Annotated in this window: 14 protein-coding genes; 7 read left to right on the top strand and 7 right to left on the bottom strand. The window is 72.0% G+C overall.

The genetic code is table 11. The features are described 5' to 3' along the window. From AC3RKB_RS16305 to AC3RKB_RS16295, 3 genes are all read left to right on the top strand, one after another. Entirely contained in the window at nt 1–909 is a 909-nt protein-coding gene (locus AC3RKB_RS16305; RefSeq protein WP_491437296.1) for an alpha/beta fold hydrolase, read from the top strand. Nucleotides 910–1,023: 114 nt separating this feature from the next. Further along, the gene (locus AC3RKB_RS16300) at nt 1,024–1,542 is read left to right on the top strand and encodes a Dps family protein (protein WP_491437295.1); all 519 of its coding nucleotides are present in this window, start codon (nt 1,024–1,026) and stop codon (nt 1,540–1,542) included. Nucleotides 1,543–1,606: 64 nt separating this feature from the next. After that, nucleotides 1,607–2,323 carry a hypothetical protein gene (locus AC3RKB_RS16295; RefSeq protein ID WP_491437294.1) on the top strand — a complete coding sequence of 239 codons (717 nt, stop codon included), beginning with the start codon at nt 1,607–1,609 and terminating at the stop codon, nt 2,321–2,323. A gap of 12 nt (nt 2,324–2,335) precedes the next feature. Here the strand turns inward: AC3RKB_RS16295 and AC3RKB_RS16290 are convergent, their stop codons facing one another. The 7 genes from AC3RKB_RS16290 to AC3RKB_RS16260 form a co-directional block, all read right to left on the bottom strand. Beyond that, entirely contained in the window at nt 2,336–2,998 is a 663-nt protein-coding gene (locus AC3RKB_RS16290) for a response regulator (RefSeq protein ID WP_491437293.1), read from the bottom strand. Continuing rightward, nucleotides 2,995–4,404, bottom strand: coding sequence for a sensor histidine kinase (locus tag AC3RKB_RS16285; protein WP_491437292.1), 1,410 nt, complete (start codon nt 4,402–4,404; stop codon nt 2,995–2,997). The genes AC3RKB_RS16290 and AC3RKB_RS16285 overlap by 4 nt, the downstream gene beginning before the upstream one ends. Next, the gene (locus tag AC3RKB_RS16280; RefSeq protein WP_491437291.1) at nt 4,391–5,950 is read right to left on the bottom strand and encodes a multicopper oxidase family protein; all 1,560 of its coding nucleotides are present in this window, start codon (nt 5,948–5,950) and stop codon (nt 4,391–4,393) included. The genes AC3RKB_RS16285 and AC3RKB_RS16280 overlap by 14 nt, the downstream gene beginning before the upstream one ends. Before the next feature lie 96 nt (nt 5,951–6,046). Beyond that, nucleotides 6,047–7,567 (bottom strand): amidohydrolase, encoded by a 1,521-nt coding sequence (locus AC3RKB_RS16275; protein ID WP_491437290.1) that lies wholly within the window; start codon nt 7,565–7,567, stop codon nt 6,047–6,049. After that, complete coding sequence (locus AC3RKB_RS16270; protein WP_491437289.1) at nt 7,564–8,208, bottom strand: FMN-binding negative transcriptional regulator; 645 nt, start codon at nt 8,206–8,208, stop codon at nt 7,564–7,566. The genes AC3RKB_RS16275 and AC3RKB_RS16270 overlap by 4 nt, the downstream gene beginning before the upstream one ends. A 13-nt stretch (nt 8,209–8,221) precedes the next feature. Continuing rightward, nucleotides 8,222–9,226: an Fpg/Nei family DNA glycosylase gene (locus tag AC3RKB_RS16265; RefSeq protein ID WP_491437288.1), complete on the bottom strand. Its 1,005-nt coding sequence runs from the start codon at nt 9,224–9,226 to the stop codon at nt 8,222–8,224. Between the two features lie 6 nt (nt 9,227–9,232). After that, nucleotides 9,233–9,751 (bottom strand): ribose-5-phosphate isomerase, encoded by a 519-nt coding sequence (locus tag AC3RKB_RS16260; protein WP_491437287.1) that lies wholly within the window; start codon nt 9,749–9,751, stop codon nt 9,233–9,235. Nucleotides 9,752–9,880: 129 nt separating this feature from the next. Between AC3RKB_RS16260 and pepN (AC3RKB_RS16255) the strand changes: the two genes are divergently transcribed. From pepN (AC3RKB_RS16255) to AC3RKB_RS16240, 4 genes are all read left to right on the top strand, one after another. Then, nucleotides 9,881–12,466, top strand: coding sequence for an aminopeptidase N (gene pepN, locus AC3RKB_RS16255; RefSeq protein ID WP_491437286.1), 2,586 nt, complete (start codon nt 9,881–9,883; stop codon nt 12,464–12,466). A gap of 2 nt (nt 12,467–12,468) precedes the next feature. Continuing rightward, complete coding sequence (gene pepN / locus AC3RKB_RS16250) at nt 12,469–15,036, top strand: aminopeptidase N (protein ID WP_491437285.1); 2,568 nt, start codon at nt 12,469–12,471, stop codon at nt 15,034–15,036. A gap of 75 nt (nt 15,037–15,111) precedes the next feature. Continuing rightward, entirely contained in the window at nt 15,112–16,245 is a 1,134-nt protein-coding gene (locus tag AC3RKB_RS16245; protein ID WP_491437284.1) for a mechanosensitive ion channel family protein, read from the top strand. After that, nucleotides 16,242–16,631, top strand: a complete 390-nt coding sequence (locus AC3RKB_RS16240) for a globin (RefSeq protein WP_491437283.1) — start codon at nt 16,242–16,244, stop codon at nt 16,629–16,631. Before AC3RKB_RS16245 ends, AC3RKB_RS16240 begins: the two co-directional genes overlap by 4 nt. Nucleotides 16,632–16,686: the final 55 nt, after the last annotated feature.

Here is a 16,686-nt window from a genome sequence, read left to right as displayed (position 1 = left end):
ATGACCTCCGGCTCGACCACGCGTTCCGGCTCGCGACACCGGTCGCGGATGCATCCGAGCAAGCCCGAATCGCGCCTCGCCGGCCGGTGGACCGAGATCGACGGCCTCGAGGTGTTCTACCGCGAGTCACCCAGCCCGCCCGACGCGCCGGTGATGATGCACGTGCACGGCTTCGGGCTCTCGGGTCGCTACCTGCTGCCCACCGCGGAGCTGCTGGCCGACGAATTCCACACCTTCGTGCCCGACCTGCCGGGCTTCGGCCGGAGCCAAGGGGCCGCGAACGCGCTCGACGTCCCCGATCTCGCGCACGCGGCCGTCAGGTTCCTCGACGACCGCGGGGTGGAGAAGGTGACCCTCGTCGGGAACTCGATGGGGTGCCCGGTCATCACCGAGTTCGCCCGCCACCATCCGGAGCGCCTCGAACGCGCGGTCCTCGTCTCACCCGCCGGCGGCATGTACAACCAGCCGCTCCGCCGCGCCATCGCGCAGCTCACGCGCGACGGCCCGCGCGAGCCCACCCGGATGGTCGGCGTCGCCGCGCCGGACTACCTGCGCTTCGGCGTGCCCAGCACGCTCAAGATGTTCCGCGCCCTGACGCAGTACCCGTCGCTCGACCGCCTCCTCGAGCTCGAGATCCCGACCCTCGTGGTCGTCGGCGACCGGGACCCGCTGATGCCGCCGCCGCACCGCGTCCACGAGGTCGCGGCGATGACCGACAACCACGTCCTCCTCGTCGGCATCCGCGGCGCGGCGCATGCCATCAACTTCAGCCACCCCGGCGAGCTCGCGCACGTCATCCGCCTGTTCATGGCCGATCGGCCGATCACCGACGACCCCGATTCGCCCGGGTTCGCGCAGGTCATCGAGATCCACCGCGGAACGCACCATCCGCGACCCGCGAGCGACTGAGCCGAGCATCCGCTCGAAGGTCAACCCCCTGCGAATCCGGCGCGAATGCCATCGCGGCGTGCGCGGTTCGGCGTAGCGTGGCAATGGTCACGTCATCGAGTGGAAGGGGACCACATGACCGACTCCAAGACCGCATCCAAGTCGACGGCCCGGAAGCCCAAGGCGCCGATGAAGGGCGCCGACCCTGAGATCGCGTCGGGCGTCTCGCAGTTCTTCACGCCGGTCGTGCACGAACTCACCGCGCTCGCGCTGAACGGCAAGCAGGCCCACTGGAACGTCCGCGGCCGCGACTTCCTCGAGGTCCACGAGTTCCTCGACACCGTCGTGGAGCACGCCCAGGAATGGGCCGACCTCGCTGCCGAGCGCGTCGTCGCGCTCGGACTCCCGATCGACGCGCGCCTCGCGACCATCGCGAAGGAGAGCGACGCGGTGAATCCGTCGGCGGGCTTCAAGCAGTCCGACGAGACCATCGCCGACGTCGTGGCGCAGATCGACGTCGCCACCGAGAAGGTGAACGCCGCGATCGAGGGCCTCGAGGAGCTCGACCCCGCGAGCCAGGACGTCGCCATCGAGATCCGCCGCGGACTCGACAAGGACCGCTGGTTCCTCGCGGCGCACGTCAGCGTCAAGTAGTCGCGACGACCCCGACGCACCGTCGCAGGTGCGGAAGCGACGGGCCCGGGTGCACAATGCCGCTATGGCGGATGCGCCCGGGCCCGACCCGTCTCCCCCGGCATCCGGAGAGGATCCCGGCGGCGACGCCCTCACGGACGCGCAGAAATCGCTGCGCGCCCAACTGCTCGCGACCGAGCACTGGAGCCTCCTCGCATCCCGGAGCACCACGCAGAGCGAGGTGCTCACCCGGATCGCGATCTTCCTCACGGTCGTCTCCGCCGGCCTCATCGGGCTCGGGATCCTGGGCAACGCGACGCAGTTCCGCGGATGGTTCGGGGTCGCCGCGCTCGCGGTGCTGTTCCTCCTCCTCCTGCTCGGGCTCATCACGATGATCCGCGCGTTCAACACGGCGACCGAGGACCTCATGTACGTCCTCGCGATGAACCGGCTCCGCGCCGCCTACCTCGACCTCGACCCGGGCCTCGCGCCATACCTGATGATGTCGGCGCACGACGACCTGAAGGGGTCCACCGTCACGTACCACGTGTTCTTCGACCGCGCCGCGTCGCAGGTGATCGGCAGTTCGATGATGGTGATCACCCTCGTGACCGCGGCCGTCGCGGGCCTGTTCGCCGGCGGCCTCGTCGCGGCATTCGACGCCCCGGTCGGCGTCGCCGTGGCAACCGGGGTCACCATCGGCGGCGCCGCGTTCGTCGCGATGATGTACCGCGGGTACCGCCTGTACTGGCGCGTCTGGCGCGAGCACACGCCGCTCCGGCCCACTCCTCCGGTCCCGTGAGACGACGTCGCGTCAGCGGCGCAGCCAGGCGAGCACGGCGAGAACGCGCCGGTGGTCGGTGCCGGAGTCCTCGAGCCCGAGCTTCTGGAAGATCGACGTGACGTTCTTCTCCACCGCGCCGACCCCGATGAACAGCTGCGAGGCGATGCCCGCGTTGGTGCGCCCTTCGGCCATGAGCTCGAGCACCTCGCGCTCGCGCGGCGTGAGCGAGCCGAGCGGGTCGCTTCGCCGTGAGAGCAGCTCGCGCACGACCTGCGGATCGAGCACCGTGCCGCCGTCGCGGACGCGCAGGACCGCATCCTGCAGGTCGTCGAGCGAGGCGACGCGGTCCTTGAGCAGGTAGCCCATGCCGCCCTCCGCCGATGCGAGCAGTTCGTGCGCGTAGGTGCCCTCGACGTACTGGCTGAGCAGCAGCACGCCGAGTCCGGGCATGCGGCGCCGGAGCTCGATCGCGGCCCGCACGCCCTCGTCGCGGAACGTCGGCGGCATGCGCACGTCGAGCACCGCGACATCCGGTGCGACCCGCTCGAGGTCGGCCAGCAGCGCCTCGGCGTCGCCGTAGGCGCCGACCGTCTCGAACCCGGCCTCGTCGAACAGGCGCACGAGTCCCTCGCGCAGCAGCATCGAGTCCTCGGCGAGCACGACGCGAACCGGGATCGCGGACTGGTCGGTCACGCGCCCACCCTAGCCTCCGGCACGAACGGGAAGTGCGCGCCGATCACGGTCGGGCCGCCCGCGGGGCTGTCGACGACGAGCATGCCGCTGAGGCCGCGCACGCGCTCGTCGAGCCCCGCGAGACCGTGCCCGGCGACCGGCGCGGCGCCGCCGTGGCCGTTGTCGGTGACCCAGAGGTCCAGCCAGTGGCCCGACGCGCCGGTGTCGCGCGTGGCGAGGCGCAGCCGGATGGCGCTCGCTCCCGAGTGCTTCGCGGCGTTGGTGAGCAGCTCGGCGGCGATGAAGTACGCGTTCCGCTCGATGGCGGCCGGCAGCCCGTCGCCCATCGGGACGTCGAGCTCGAGCGTCACGGGCACCGGGCTGCGACCGGCAAGCGATTCGAGCGCACTCGCGAGGCCGCGGTCCTGCAGGAGGGGCGGTGCGAAGCCGCGCGAGAGCGCCCGAAGCTCGTCGAGCGTGTCACGCGCCTGGTCGCGCGCCTCGCCGAGCAGCACGCGTGCCGCGTCGGGATCGGCGTCGAGCTTGCGCTCGACCGCCGCGAGGTCCATCTGCAGGCGCACGAGGCGCTGCTGCGGGCCGTCGTGGATGTCGCGTTCGAGGCGTCGGAGCGAGGCATCCTCGGCCTGCACGGCCGCACCGCGTGAGGCGGCGAGCTGCTGCACCTGGCGCTCGAGCGCCTCGGAGCGCCACGCGCCGAGCATGCCGCGCGCGATGGCGTCGTGGATCCAGGTGAGCCCCGCGGTGACGAGCGGCAGCGTGAGCAGGAAGATCGCGCCGAGCAGGAGCTGCGCGATCGACTCCGCGACCAGCGGGTCGATCTCGAACGCGCCAGGCGCGACGCGGTCGAGGAACCACTCGACGGGCCAGACGTCGCGATCGCCGATCGGGAGGAACATGGCCCAGAACCAGTACGTCACCCCGCCGAGTCCGACGGCCAGCCACACGATCGTCACGATCCAGCTGAACAGCGACACGATGGGCGCGACGATCATGCCGTGCAGCAGGTACAGCCAGTAGTGGCCGTCGACGAACGGCGCGAAGAACGCCCGCCACGGCCCCTCCCCGGCAGGGGAGCCGGCATCCCAGTTGGGCCGGCGGATCTCCGGCCGCCCGGCCCAGCCGAGTCGCACGAGCTCGAGGGTGCCGAATCCCCGCGCGGTGTAGAGCGCCGCGACGACGATCAGCAGGCCGACCACGATCACGAGCAGGCTCGCGCCCGTCGAGAACAGGGTGACGAGCACCGTGAAGCCGACGATCGCGATCGGCATGCCCAGCAGCAGGTAGCCGAGCTCGCGCGGCACCGCGGCCCACAGTCCGCCGTACCCGCGGCGCCGTCGCGGCGCGACCTCCGTCACCGGCTCGGTCGGGCGGGACGCGGGCACGCCCGCGAGGTCAGTGGTGGTCATGGTCGTTCGTCTCCTCGGTCATCGTCGCACGTTGACCGGGTTCGACGACGGCGAACTGGCCCATCATCCCCTGGTCCTCGTGCCACAGCAGGTGGCAGTGGTACATGTACGGCGTGTCGGGGTCGGCGTAGTCGTCGAACCGCAGGATCAGCTCGTACTCGGTGCCGGGCCGCGCGAAGATCGTGTCCTTCCAGCCGGCGAGCTCGGGCGGCGGCGGTGCGCCGTCGATCGACGCGATCCGGAACTGCACGTCGTGCACATGGAAGCTGTGCGGCATCGCGCTGACGTTCTCGACGACCCAGCGCTCGGTCGTGCCGACCTCGACGGTGTGGTCGACGCGGTCCAGCCGCATGGGCTCGCCGTCGATCTGGAAGCCGTCGAGCGTGAAGGTGCGCGTCTCGGCGACGGCGTCGGTCGCGACCGGCGGCACGTCGGCAAGCCGCTCGGGCAGCTGGGGCGCCGGGTCGAGCTCGCTCGCCGCGCGCAGTTCGAGCACGTCGAACGCGTCGGTGCCGCCGTTCATGCCCGCGATCGCGGGTTGCAGGCCGGATGCCTCGGGCGTCATGACCGACTGCAGCGTGAGGCGTTCGCCCGGCGCCATCCGCACGAGCACCTCGGCGCGCTCCCCGGGCGAGAGCATGACCCGGTCGAGTTCGACGGATGCCTCCAGCAGCCCGCCGTCGGTCGCGATCAGCTCGATCGGCCGCCCGTCGCCCCAGCCGAACGCGTAGCTGCGCGCGGTCGACGCGTTGAGCAGGCGGAGCCGCACGAGCTCGTCGCGGACCTCGGCGAATGGACCACGCGCGCCGTTCACGAGCAGTTCGTCGCCGAGCCGGCCCGCGAAGCCCTGCGGGGCGGTCTCGAGTCGGCCGTCGTCGGTGAGGGCGGCGTCCTGCACGATCACCGGCAGGTCGTCGACGCCGTACTCGCGCGGCAGCGCGAGCGCGGCCTCGGCGTCGTCGCGCAGGAGGAACATCCCGGCGAGCCCGCGCGCGACGTGCTGCTCGGTCTCGCCGTGCGGGTGCGGGTGGTACCAGAGCGTCGCGGCCTGCTGGTCGATCGTCCACTCGGGCGACCACGTGTCGCCGGGCTCGACCAGCTGGTGCGGGCCGCCGTCCATCTCGGCGGGCAGGTGCATGCCGTGCCAGTGCACGGTGGTCGGTTCGTCGAGCGCGTTCGCGACGTCGACGCGCACGCGCTCGCCGCGGTCGGCGACGAGCGTCGGGCCGAGGTACGCGCCGTAGAAGCCCCAGGTCTCGCTCGCGACGCCGGGCGCGAACTCGGTCGTTCCCGCCTGCGCCTCGAGTGAGAAGACGCGCGTGCCGTCGGCGTCGACGGTCCATTCGGCGAGCGGAGGGATCGGCAACGGCGTGTCGATGTCGACCTCGCCGACGGTGTCGACCCGGCCTGGGCCGACCAGCCCGCAGCCCGCGAACGCGACGGCGACCAGTGCGCCGGAGGCGATGACCGCGAGCGCGGTCGCGGTCGCGCGCGGGCGTCGGACGGCGCCTGAGCGGCCCGGCTCCGGGCGCAGGTTCTGGATCATGCCTCCAGCCTCGCGTCGGCGCCGGGCCCGCCCCAGCCGGTGGACAGCCGGAACCGCACGGGGGTCATCCCCCGCCCTGACCGGGGGCCGCCCGAGTCAGCGGCCGTCGTGCGTCACGCGCCCGCCGAGCAGCGTCAGCGCGACGGGCATCCGGCGCAGCTCGTCGGCGGATGCCTCGAACGGGTCTCGTTCGACGACGGCGAGGTCGGCGGCGAGGCCCTCGCGCACCTCCGCCCCGGCGCCGTCGGTCGATGCGGCGAGTGCGACGCGCACGTCGACGGCCTGCTCGGGATGCCACGGCTCGCGGCCGTCGCGCGTGCGGCCGACGGCGGCGGCGATCGCGATCCAGGGGTCGAGCCTCGCGACGGGCGCGTCGGAGCCGAGCGCGAGCTCGACGCCCGCCTCGGCGAGTTCGCGGAGCATGAACGCGCGGTCGGTGCGGCCGGCCCAGTAGCGGTCGGCGACGTCGCGGTCGTCCATGGCGTGCTCGGGCTGCACGCTCGCGACCACGCCGAGGCGTGCGAACCGGGCGAGGTCGTCGCGGCGGAGCAGTTGGGCGTGCTCGATGGTGGCGCGGCCGTGCCATCCGCTCGGTTGCACCACCTCGAGGGCGTCGAGCGCGCGCTCGTTCGCGCGGTCGCCGATGGCGTGCACAGCGGGTTCGAGGCCGATCTCGCGGGCGCGGCGGAGGTGGGGCACGAGTTCGTCGTACGGCACGTTCGCGAGTCCGTACGGGTGCTCGTCGGCCGCGAGGCCGGGGTACGGGTCGACGCACCAGGCCGTTCGCGTGTTGAGCGAGCCGTCGGTGATGACCTTGTAGCCGCCCACGTGGACGAGCCCGCCGGTGCCCTCGACCGCGTCGCCCGTGCGCAGGCCGGCCTCGGCGGCGCGCTCGAGGTGCTGCGTGTAGACGCCGAACCGCACGCGGAGCGCGTCGACGCCGCCGGCCGCGCGGCGCGCCCAGTCGTCGCGGTTCCACCGCATCTCGTAGTCGACGACGCCGACGACGCCGCGGGCTGCGGCGGCGCGCGCGGCGTCGGCGACCCAGGCGTCGAGCACGTCGTCGGCGACGTCGTCGAGCTCGCGCACGAGCCGGAAGCAGTCGTCCTCGCGGAGCACGCCGCTCTCGCCGGCCGCCTCGAGCAGCGCGTGCCGGCGGGCGGCCGCGGTGTTGACCCAGCACGAGTGCAGGTCGCCGGAGACGAGCACGACGGGCACGTCGCCCGCGACCGCGTCGAGCAGGTCGATGCGCTGGCGGTCGGGCCAGAGCCCGTCGCGGTAGCCCATGCCGATCACCTCGGCGGCGCCGTCGCGGACGGCGGACGCGACGAGGTCGGCCGCCGCGGCCGCCGAGGCCACGTCGGCGAGGTCGATCCGGCGGGCCGCCATCGCCCACTGCGCCATGTGCACGTGGCGGTCCCAGACCCCGGGCACGATGAAACGGCCGTCGAGGTCGATCCGCTCGGTTCCGGATGCCGCGGGCCGCGAGCCCGTCGGCGCGATCGCGCGCACCACACCCGCCTCGACGTGCACGTCGACCGGTGCGTCGGCGCCGGGGAGCCGGACGCCGGCGAGGACGAGCGGAGCGGGCGTCGCCGCGACATCCGCCCCGCTCACGGGCGAGCCGCCCGCAGCGCGTCGTGCGTGCGCCGCATCTCGGCCGCGAGCGCAGGACTCGCGTATGGGCCGTCGCCGTCGAGCTCGGCGATGATGCGGTCGACGGTCTCGGCGGGCTTGTTCTGGCTCATCTTGTTCTTCGCGACGAAGCGGGTGACGGGGATGCGCAGGCCCACGGTGCCCGCCGAGATGCGCTCGGCGTAGGCGGCGTTCTCGGGCGTCGACCGCATGCCGCGCGGCTCGGGCATGCGCTGCTCGAAGTGGTCGACGAGCGCGTCGAGGACGCGCAGGTTCTCGTCGGGCTCGAGGAGTTCGGGGGTGCCGTGCAGGTGCGCGGTGACGAAGTTCCACGTCGGCACGGCGGGGTTCGCGTCGTACCAGCCAGGCGAGACGTAGCCGTGCGGGCCCTGGATGATGACCAGCACCTCGTGGCGCCCGAGTTCGTGGACCTGCTCGTCGGGGCGGCCGACGTGGGTGAGCAGCACGATGCCGTCGGCGCTCTCGTCGAGCAGCACCGGGTAGTGGGAGGCCACGAGCCCCGAGGCATCCGTCATGCTCACGATCGTGGCCCACGGGTGCTCGCGGACCAGGCGCTTGACGCCCTCCGCGCTCGCGAGCGTGAAGCTGGGATTCTGTCTCATTGCGATTCCGCTCCTAGGCCTGGCAGTAGGGGCACCAGTACAGCTTGCGGGCGCCCATCTCCTCCATGACGATGTTCGTGCCGCACACGCGGCACGGCAGGCCCTCGCGCTTGTACACCCAGTGCCGGTCGGCGCGGTTCGCCATCGCGGCGCGCCACGCGTCGTCGTCGAGGTCGTCCATGGTCATCATCTGGCCGGTGTCGACGCCGATGCGCAGCAGCGTCGCCCAGTCGCGCCACAGGTGGCGCACATGCTCCTCGGGCACGAGCCTGCCGGGCGCGTGCGGGTTCTGCCTCGCGCGGAACAGCAGTTCGGCGCGGTAGACGTTGCCGATGCCGGAGACCACGTTCTGGTCCATGAGCAGCAGGCCGATGGGGGTGGGCTTGCGGCGCACGACGTTCGTGAAGCGCTCCTCGGCAGCGGCGCCGTCGTCGATGAGCGGGTCGGGGCCGAGCCTGCCGACCACCGCCTCGACCTGTGCGGGGTCGAGTACCTCGCACGCGGTGGGGCCGCGCAGGTCGGCCACGACGGTGTCGGTGAGCAGGCGCACGCGCACCTGGCCGACCGGCTCGGGCGGAAAGGTGTCGAATCCGTCCTGCTCGCGCTCGGACTCCGACATGCGAAGTCGCGTGCGTCGCGGCGCACCGATCGAGTGGATCGAGTTCTCGCCGGCCGCGTCGAACACCACGGCATCGGGGTTCGGGCCCTCGAGGAACGTGCCCTTCTGGTTCGTCTGGCCCATGCGGCCGTTCGACGAGGCGATCGTGGCATCCATCAGGATGTCGCCCGCGAAGTCCCACGCCCCGTACATGCCGAGGTGCACGCGCAGCCAGCGGTCGCCCTCGAAGCCGAGGAACATCTGCTTGCCGACGGCGCGCGCATCCGTCATCCGGCGCCCGTCGAGGTCGGCTGCGCCCTCGGCGAACCGTCCCTGGGGGCTCGACGCGCGCACGACATGGCCGACGAAGTTGCGCTCGAACTGGCGGGTGATGCGGTGGACGGAATGGCCCTCGGGCATCGGCCGCTACTCCCCCGCGGGCGCCTCGGCGGGGGCCTCGACATCGACGCCCTTGCCGGCGATGTCGCCCGTGGTCTCGTACTCGGCGAGTTGCGCGATGCGGCGCACGTGACGCTCGTCGCCGGAGAACGGCTCGGCGATGAAAGCGTCGATGTACCGGATGGCCTCCTCGACCGTGTGCTGGCGGGCGCCGATCGAGATGACGTTCGCGTCGTTGTGCTGGCGCGCGAGGATCGCGGTGTCCATGCTCCAGACGAGCGCGGCGCGGATGCCGGCCACCTTGTTCGCGGCGATCTGCTCGCCGTTGCCCGAACCGCCGAACACCACCCCGAGCGTGCGCACGCCCGCGGCCTGGTCGCGCGCCACGGCGAGCGCGGCGTTGATGCAGAAGGCCGGGTAGTCGTCGAGCGCGTCGTACTCGGAGGGTCCGTGGTCGACGACCTCGTGGCCGCCGTTGGTCAGGTGCGCCTGCAGCGTCCGGCTGAACTCGAGGCCGGCGTGGTCGGTCGCGATGTGGATGCGCATGGGGCAAGTCTAGGGAGCGTCGAGCCCCTCCCGGGCCGGATGACGCGGGGCTAGGCTGTTCGGGTTGCCCGCGCCCACGAACGCCGTGGCAACGCATCCGTTCGACGCAGATCGCAGATGGAGACCCGAGTGCCTGGAGAGAACCTCACCCGCATCGAAGCCGAGGAGCGTGCCGCGCTCGTCACGGTGCACGACTACGACATCCGGCTGGACGTCACGACGGGTCCGGAGGTGTTCCGCACCGAGACGACCGTGCGGTTCGCCGCCCGTGCCGGCGCGTCGACGTTCATCGACGCGATCACGGCCGCGGTGCACTCGGTGACGCTGAACGGCCGCGAGCTCGATCCGGCCGAGGTGAGCGACGGGGTGCGCATCCAGCTGCCCGACCTGCAGGACGAGAACGAGCTGACCGTCGTCGCCGATGGCCGGTACATGCACACCGGCGAGGGCCTGCACCGCTTCGTCGACCCGGTCGACGACGAGGTGTACCTCTACACGCAGTTCGAGGTGCCCGACTCGCGCCGCATGTACGCGGTGTTCGAGCAGCCCGACCTCAAGGCGGCGTTCCGCTTCACGGTCACGGCGCCTGCGCACTGGCAGGTCGTGTCGAACTCGCCGACGCCCGAGCCGGTCGACGCGGTCTCGACGGGCGTGGTCTCGACAGGCCCGACCGGCACAGGTGCGAAGACCTGGGCCTTCGAGCCCACCCCGCGCATCTCGAGCTACATCACCGCGCTCATCGCCGGGCCCTACGACGTGGTGCGCGACGAGCTCACGAGCGCCGACGGCCGCGTCATCCCGCTGGGAGTGTTCGCGCGCAAGAGCCTGTCGGAGTACCTCGACGCCGACTACGTGTTCCAGAAGACCAAGCAGGGCTTCGAGTACTTCGAGGGCAAGTTCGGCGTGCCGTACCCGTTCGCGAAGTACGACCAGCTCTTCGTGCCCGAGTACAACGCGGGCGCGATGGAGAACGCCGGCGCGGTCACGTTCACCGAGTTCTACGTGTTCCGCTCGAAGGTGACCGATGCGGTCAAGGAGCGCCGCGTCGTCACGATCCTGCACGAGCTCGCCCACATGTGGTTCGGCGACCTCGTGACCATGAAGTGGTGGAACGACCTGTGGCTGAACGAGTCGTTCGCCGAGTGGGCGTCGACCATCGCGACGGCCGAGGCCACCGAGTGGCACGGCGCGTGGACCACGTTCAACTCGATGGAGAAGAGTTGGGCGTACCGCCAGGACCAGCTGCCCTCGACGCACCCGATCGTCGCGGAGATCCGCGACCTCGAGGACGTGCTCGTCAACTTCGACGGCATCACCTACGCCAAGGGCGGCTCGGTGCTCAAGCAGCTCGCGGCGTGGGTGGGCGTCGACGCGTTCTTCGCGGGCGTCTCCGCGTACTTCCGCACGCACGCGTGGGGCAACACGACGCTGGCCGACCTGCTCACCGAGCTCGAGGTCGCGAGCGGCCGCGACCTCTCGGGCTGGTCGGGCCTCTGGCTCGAGACGGCCGGCGTGAACACGCTGCGTCCCGAGTTCGAGACCGACGCCGACGGGCGCATCACGTCGTTCGCCGTGCTGCAGTCCGCGATCGACGAGCACCCCACCATCCGCCCGCACCGTCTCGCGATCGGCTTCTACAACCTGACGGGCGGCAAGCTCGTGCGCGACCACCGCGTCGAGCTCGACGTCGACGGCGAGCGCACCGAGGTCGCCGAGCTGGTCGGCCTCGCCCGCCCCGACCTCGTGCTGCTCAACGACGACGACCTCGCGTACGCGAAGATCCGCCTCGATGCGGCCTCGCACGGCGTCGCCCTCGCCAACCTGTCCGAGATCGACGACTCGCTCGCGCGGGCGCTCGTGTGGGGTTCGGTGTGGGATGCCACGCGCGACGCCGAGACGCGTGCGAGCGACTACCTCGCGCTCGTGCTCGGGAACATCGCGAGCGAGACCGAATCGACGACGCTGCGCATCGTGCTGGCCAACTCGATCCTCGCCGCGAGCGCCTACACCGAGCCCGCACGCCGCGCCGACGCGCTCCGCCGGCTCGCTGACGGGTTCTGGGAGCTCTCGCGCCAGGCCGAGCCCGGCACCGACGCGCAGTTCCAGTTCGTGAAGTCGTTCGCCGCGATCGCCGAGCACGGCACGCATCAGGACGACCTGCTCGCGCTGTACAACGGCGAGCTCTCGCTCGACGGCCTGGCCGTCGACACCGACCTCGGCTGGGAGTTGCTCGTCGCGCTGGCCGCAGCCGGCCGCGCGGGCGACGACGAGATCGACGCACGCCTGGCGACCGACGACACCGTCACGGGTCGCGAGGCCGCCGCGAAGGCGCGCGCCGCGATCCCCACGCTCGAGGCGAAGGAGCGCGCCTGGGCGTCGATCGTCGACGTCGACACCGCGTCGAACTCGATCGTGCGCGACACCGCCGCCGGATTCCTCCGCGCCGCCGACCCGACGCTGCTCGAGGCCTTCGTCGAGCGCTACTTCGGCCTGCTCGAGCGCATCTGGGAGCAGCGCAGCTACGCGATCGCCGAGAAGCTCGTCGACGGGCTCTACCCGTCGCCGCTCGCGAACGCCGCGCTGGCCGACGCGAGCCGGGCCTGGCTCGACTCCCACCCCGACGCCCCGCCCGCGCTGCGCCGCCTCGTGGTCGAGAGCCTCGCCGGCGTCGACCGGGCGATCGCCGCGCAGCAGCGCGACGCGCAGGAGGCGTGAGGATGGCGCGAGCCGAACTCACGCGCATCGAGGCCGAGGAGCGCGCGGCGATCGTCGGCGCCCCGGCCTACGACGTCACGCTCGACCTGACCGGCGACGACGGCCGCTTCCGCTCCGAGACGATCGTCCGGTTCACGGCGACGCCCGGCGCGTCGACGTTCATCGAGTCGACCACGGCCGAGCTGCACGAGGTGGTCCTCAACGGCATCGCCCTCGACGCGGCATCCGTGTCGGATGGTCACCGGATCACGCTCGACGGGCTGGCCGCCGAGAACGAGCTCCGCGTCGTCTCGACGCGCGAGTACACGAACACCGGCGAGGGCCTGCACCGGTTCGTCGACCCCGTCGACGGCGAGGCGTACCTCTACACCGAGTTCGCGGTCGCCGAGGCCAACCGCGTCTACGCGGTGTTCGACCAGCCCGACCTCAAGGCGTCGGTGCGCTTCACGATCACCGCGCCCGACCACTGGGTCGTGCTGAGCAACGCGCCGTCGCCCGAGCCGGCGCCGGGCGCGGCATCCGGCACCGCCACTTGGGCGTTCGAGACCGGGCCGGTGATCTCGAGCTACATCGTCGCGATCATCGCGGGGCCCTACACCTCGTGGCGGGCGTCGGCGACGAGCCGCGACGGCCGCGACGTGCCGCTCGGCCTGTTCACTCGCCGCTCGCTCGCGCAGTACGCCGAGCCCGACGTGATGTTCGGGCTCGTGCGCGACGGCCTGGCGTTCTACGAGGCGGCGTTCGACGTGCCGTACCCCTACGGCAAGTACGACCAGATCTTCGTGCCCGAGTACAACTGGGGCGCGATGGAGAACGTCGGCGCGGTCACGTTCAACGAGTCGTACCTGTTCCGCTCGCGGGTCTCCGACGCGCGCCGCGAGCAGCGCGCGATCGTCGTGCTGCACGAGCTCAGCCACATGTGGTTCGGCAACTCGGTGACGATGAAGTGGTGGAACGACCTGTGGCTGAACGAGTCGTTCGCCACGTGGGCGTCGACCCTCGCCACCTCGCAGGTCACCGAGTTCGCCGACGTGTGGGCGACGTTCGCGACCGACGAGAAGACGCACGCGGCCGAGCAGGACCAGCTGCCCTCGACGCACCCGATCGTCGCCGAGATCGAGCGCCTCGGCGACGTCGAGGTGAACTTCGACGCGATCACGTACGACAAGGGCGCCTCGGTGCTCAAGCAGCTCGTCGCCTGGGTCGGGCTCGACGCCTTCCAGCGCGGCGTCGGCGCGTACCTCGCCCGTCACGGGGGCGGCAACGCGACGCTCGCCGACCTGCTCGCCGAGCTCGAGACCGCCAGCGGCCGCGACCTCGCGGACTGGTCGGCGAAGTGGCTCGAGACGGCCGGCGTGAACACGTTGCGCCTGGCGGTCGAGACGGATGCCGCGGGGCTGATCGTGTCGGCGCGCGTCGAGCAGTCGGCCGCGGCGTCGCACCCGACGCTCCGGCCGCACCGCATCGCGGTCGCCGCATATGACGACGTCGCCGGGCGTCTCGAGCGGGTCCACCGCGTCGAGCTCGACATCGACGGGCCCTCGACCGACGTGCCCGGGCTCATCGGCCTCGCCCGTCCGGCGCTGCTGCTCGTGAACGACGACGACCTCACCTACGCCAAGGTCCGGCTCGACGACGCCTCGTTCGGCGTCGCACGCGACCGGCTCTCCGGGATCGCCGACCCCGTCGCGCGCGCCGTGATCCTCGGCTCGGCGTGGGACGGCGTGCGCGACGCCGAGCTGCCCGCGTCGGACTTCGTCAAGCTCGTCGTGGCGAGCGTCGGCCACGAGACGCAGTCCGCCGCCCGCGGTCTCGCGCTCGCACGGCTCGAGGTCGCGGTCGGCCGCTACCTCGCCGACGACCACCGTGACCGGTTCGCGGAGGAGGCCGCCGACGCGGTCTGGGCGCTCGCCGAGCTCGCGCCCGCCGGCTCCGACGCGCAGCTGCAGTTCGTCAAGGCGTTCACCCGGCTCGCCTGCGTGCCTGCGCACGCCGACGTGCTCGACGCGCTCCGCTCGGGCGAGGCGCGGCTCGACGGACTCGAGATCGACCTCGACCTGCGCTGGGAGATCACCATCTCGCGCGCCGTGCTCGGCGCGGCGGACGACGACGAGATCGGCGCGGCGCTCGCCGACGACGACACGGCCAAGGGCCGCCAGCTCGCCGAGACCGCACGGGCCGCACGGCCCGACCAGGCGGTCAAGGATGCCGCGTGGCGTCGCGTCGCGACCGACACGACGCTCTCGAACGACGTCGCCCGGGCGATCGCCGACGGCTGGCAGCGCACCACCGACCCGACGCTGCTCGCCGGGTCGGTCGACGACTACCTCGGCATGCTCGAGCAGGTGTGGTCGGAGCGCAGCTTCACGATGGCCTCGCTCATCGTGCGACGGCTCTTCCCGGCGCCGGTCGTCGACGCCGAGCTCGCCCGCCGCACCCGGATCTGGCTCGACGCGCACGCCGAGCCGGCGCCGCTGCACCGCCTCGTCGGCGAACAGCTCTCCGAGCTCGAGCGCGCGCTCGCCGCGCGCGAGCGCGACGCGCTGGCCGTGCGGGACGCCGCCGCCTGATCCCGGCCACGGATCGGCGGGGGCTGGACCGCGCGTCCAGCCCCCGCCGATCCGCCCTCAGTACACTTCAGGATCATGCGCCCGTTCGAAGAGACCGCCCCTGAACAGGTCGACGTCTGGGCGCAGCTCGCCGCGTTCTGGGCGACCCCGTGGGGGGTCTTCCTCTCCACCATCCTCCAGGTCGCGGCCATCGTGGTCATCGCGCTCATCGTGCGGTGGCTCCTGCACTTCGTGATCCGGCGCACGGTCAACCAGATCGTCACGGGGGTCAAGCGCAAGCAGGACGTCACCGACACGCAGGCTCTGAACGCCTCGCCGCTCGCCGCGGTCCGCGTGGTGCAGCGGACCCGGACGCTCGGGTCGGTGCTGAAGAACATCGTCAACGTCACGCTCTTCATCGTCGTGCTGCTGATGGTCGTCGGAACGATCGCCCCCGACGTGCTCGGCTCGTTCACGCTGCTCTCGGCCGCGATCGGCGCCGGCCTGGGCTTCGGCGCGCAGAACATCGTCAAGGACGCGCTCAACGGCCTCTTCATGGTCGTCGAGGACCAGCTCGGCGTGGGCGACATCGTCGATCTCGGATTCGCGACGGGCATCGTCGAGGAGGTCCGGATCCGCGTCACCAGCGTGCGCGACGTCAACGGCACGCTCTGGTTCGTCCGCAACGGGGAGATCCTGCGCGTGGGGAACATGTCGCAGGGGTGGGCGCGCGTGATCATCGACCTCGCCGTGCCCTACGAAGCCGACATCGACGAGGTCGAGGCGACGCTCCTGCGCACGGCGACCGAGATGGCGCAGGCCGGCAAGTGGCGTTCGCGCATCCTCGAGAAGCCCGAGGTCTGGGGCCTCGAGTCGATCTCGGCCGACGCGATGGTCATCCGGGTCGTGATGAAGGTGCGCACGTCGTCGAAGGACGACGTCGCCCGCGAGCTGCGCGTGCGACTGAAGAAGGCGACCGACGCGATGGACCTGAAGCTGCCGAGCCTGTCGAGCGTGGTGCTCTCGGGCTTCGACGGCGTCACCCGCGTCAAGGGCGCGAAGCCGCCCAAGACCGCGCCGAACCCCGTGCTCGACACGGCCCCGCCGTCCAAGCGCACGCTGCGCGCGAAGCGGGCCGCCGCGTCGATCAGCGGCGCCGGCAGCGTTCCGACCACGAAGAAGACGGCGACGGATGACGCATCCGGCGCCGAACCGAAGGACACCCCGTGAACCTCCCCTCCCCCAGCTTCTACGACGAGGTCGGCGGCCGCGACACGTTCGTGCGGCTCGTGCACGAGTTCTACACGGGCGTGGCCGACGACCCGGTGCTGCGCCCGATGTACCCCGAGGAGGACCTGGGGCCGGCCGAGGACCGGCTGCGCATGTTCCTCGAGCAGTACTGGGGCGGTCCGACCACCTACAGCGACGAGCGCGGCCATCCGCGGCTTCGCATGCGGCACCTGCCGTTCAAGGTGAACCCCGACGCACGCGATCGCTGGCTCGCCCATATGCGTGCCGCGGTCGACACGCTCGAGCTGTCGCCGATCGCGGAGGCCACGCTGTGGGACTATCTCCAGCGGGCCGCGTTCGCGATGGTGAACACCTTCGAGGAGTAGCCCGCCCCGGCGGTCGACCCGGCCGCCGACCCGACCGAGCGCAGGCCCAGACGAA

The sequence above is a fragment of the Agromyces capsici genome (assembly GCF_058349965.1).
The sequence above is the reverse complement of the archived record's forward strand: the minus strand, read 5'-3'. Positions and strand labels throughout refer to the sequence as shown.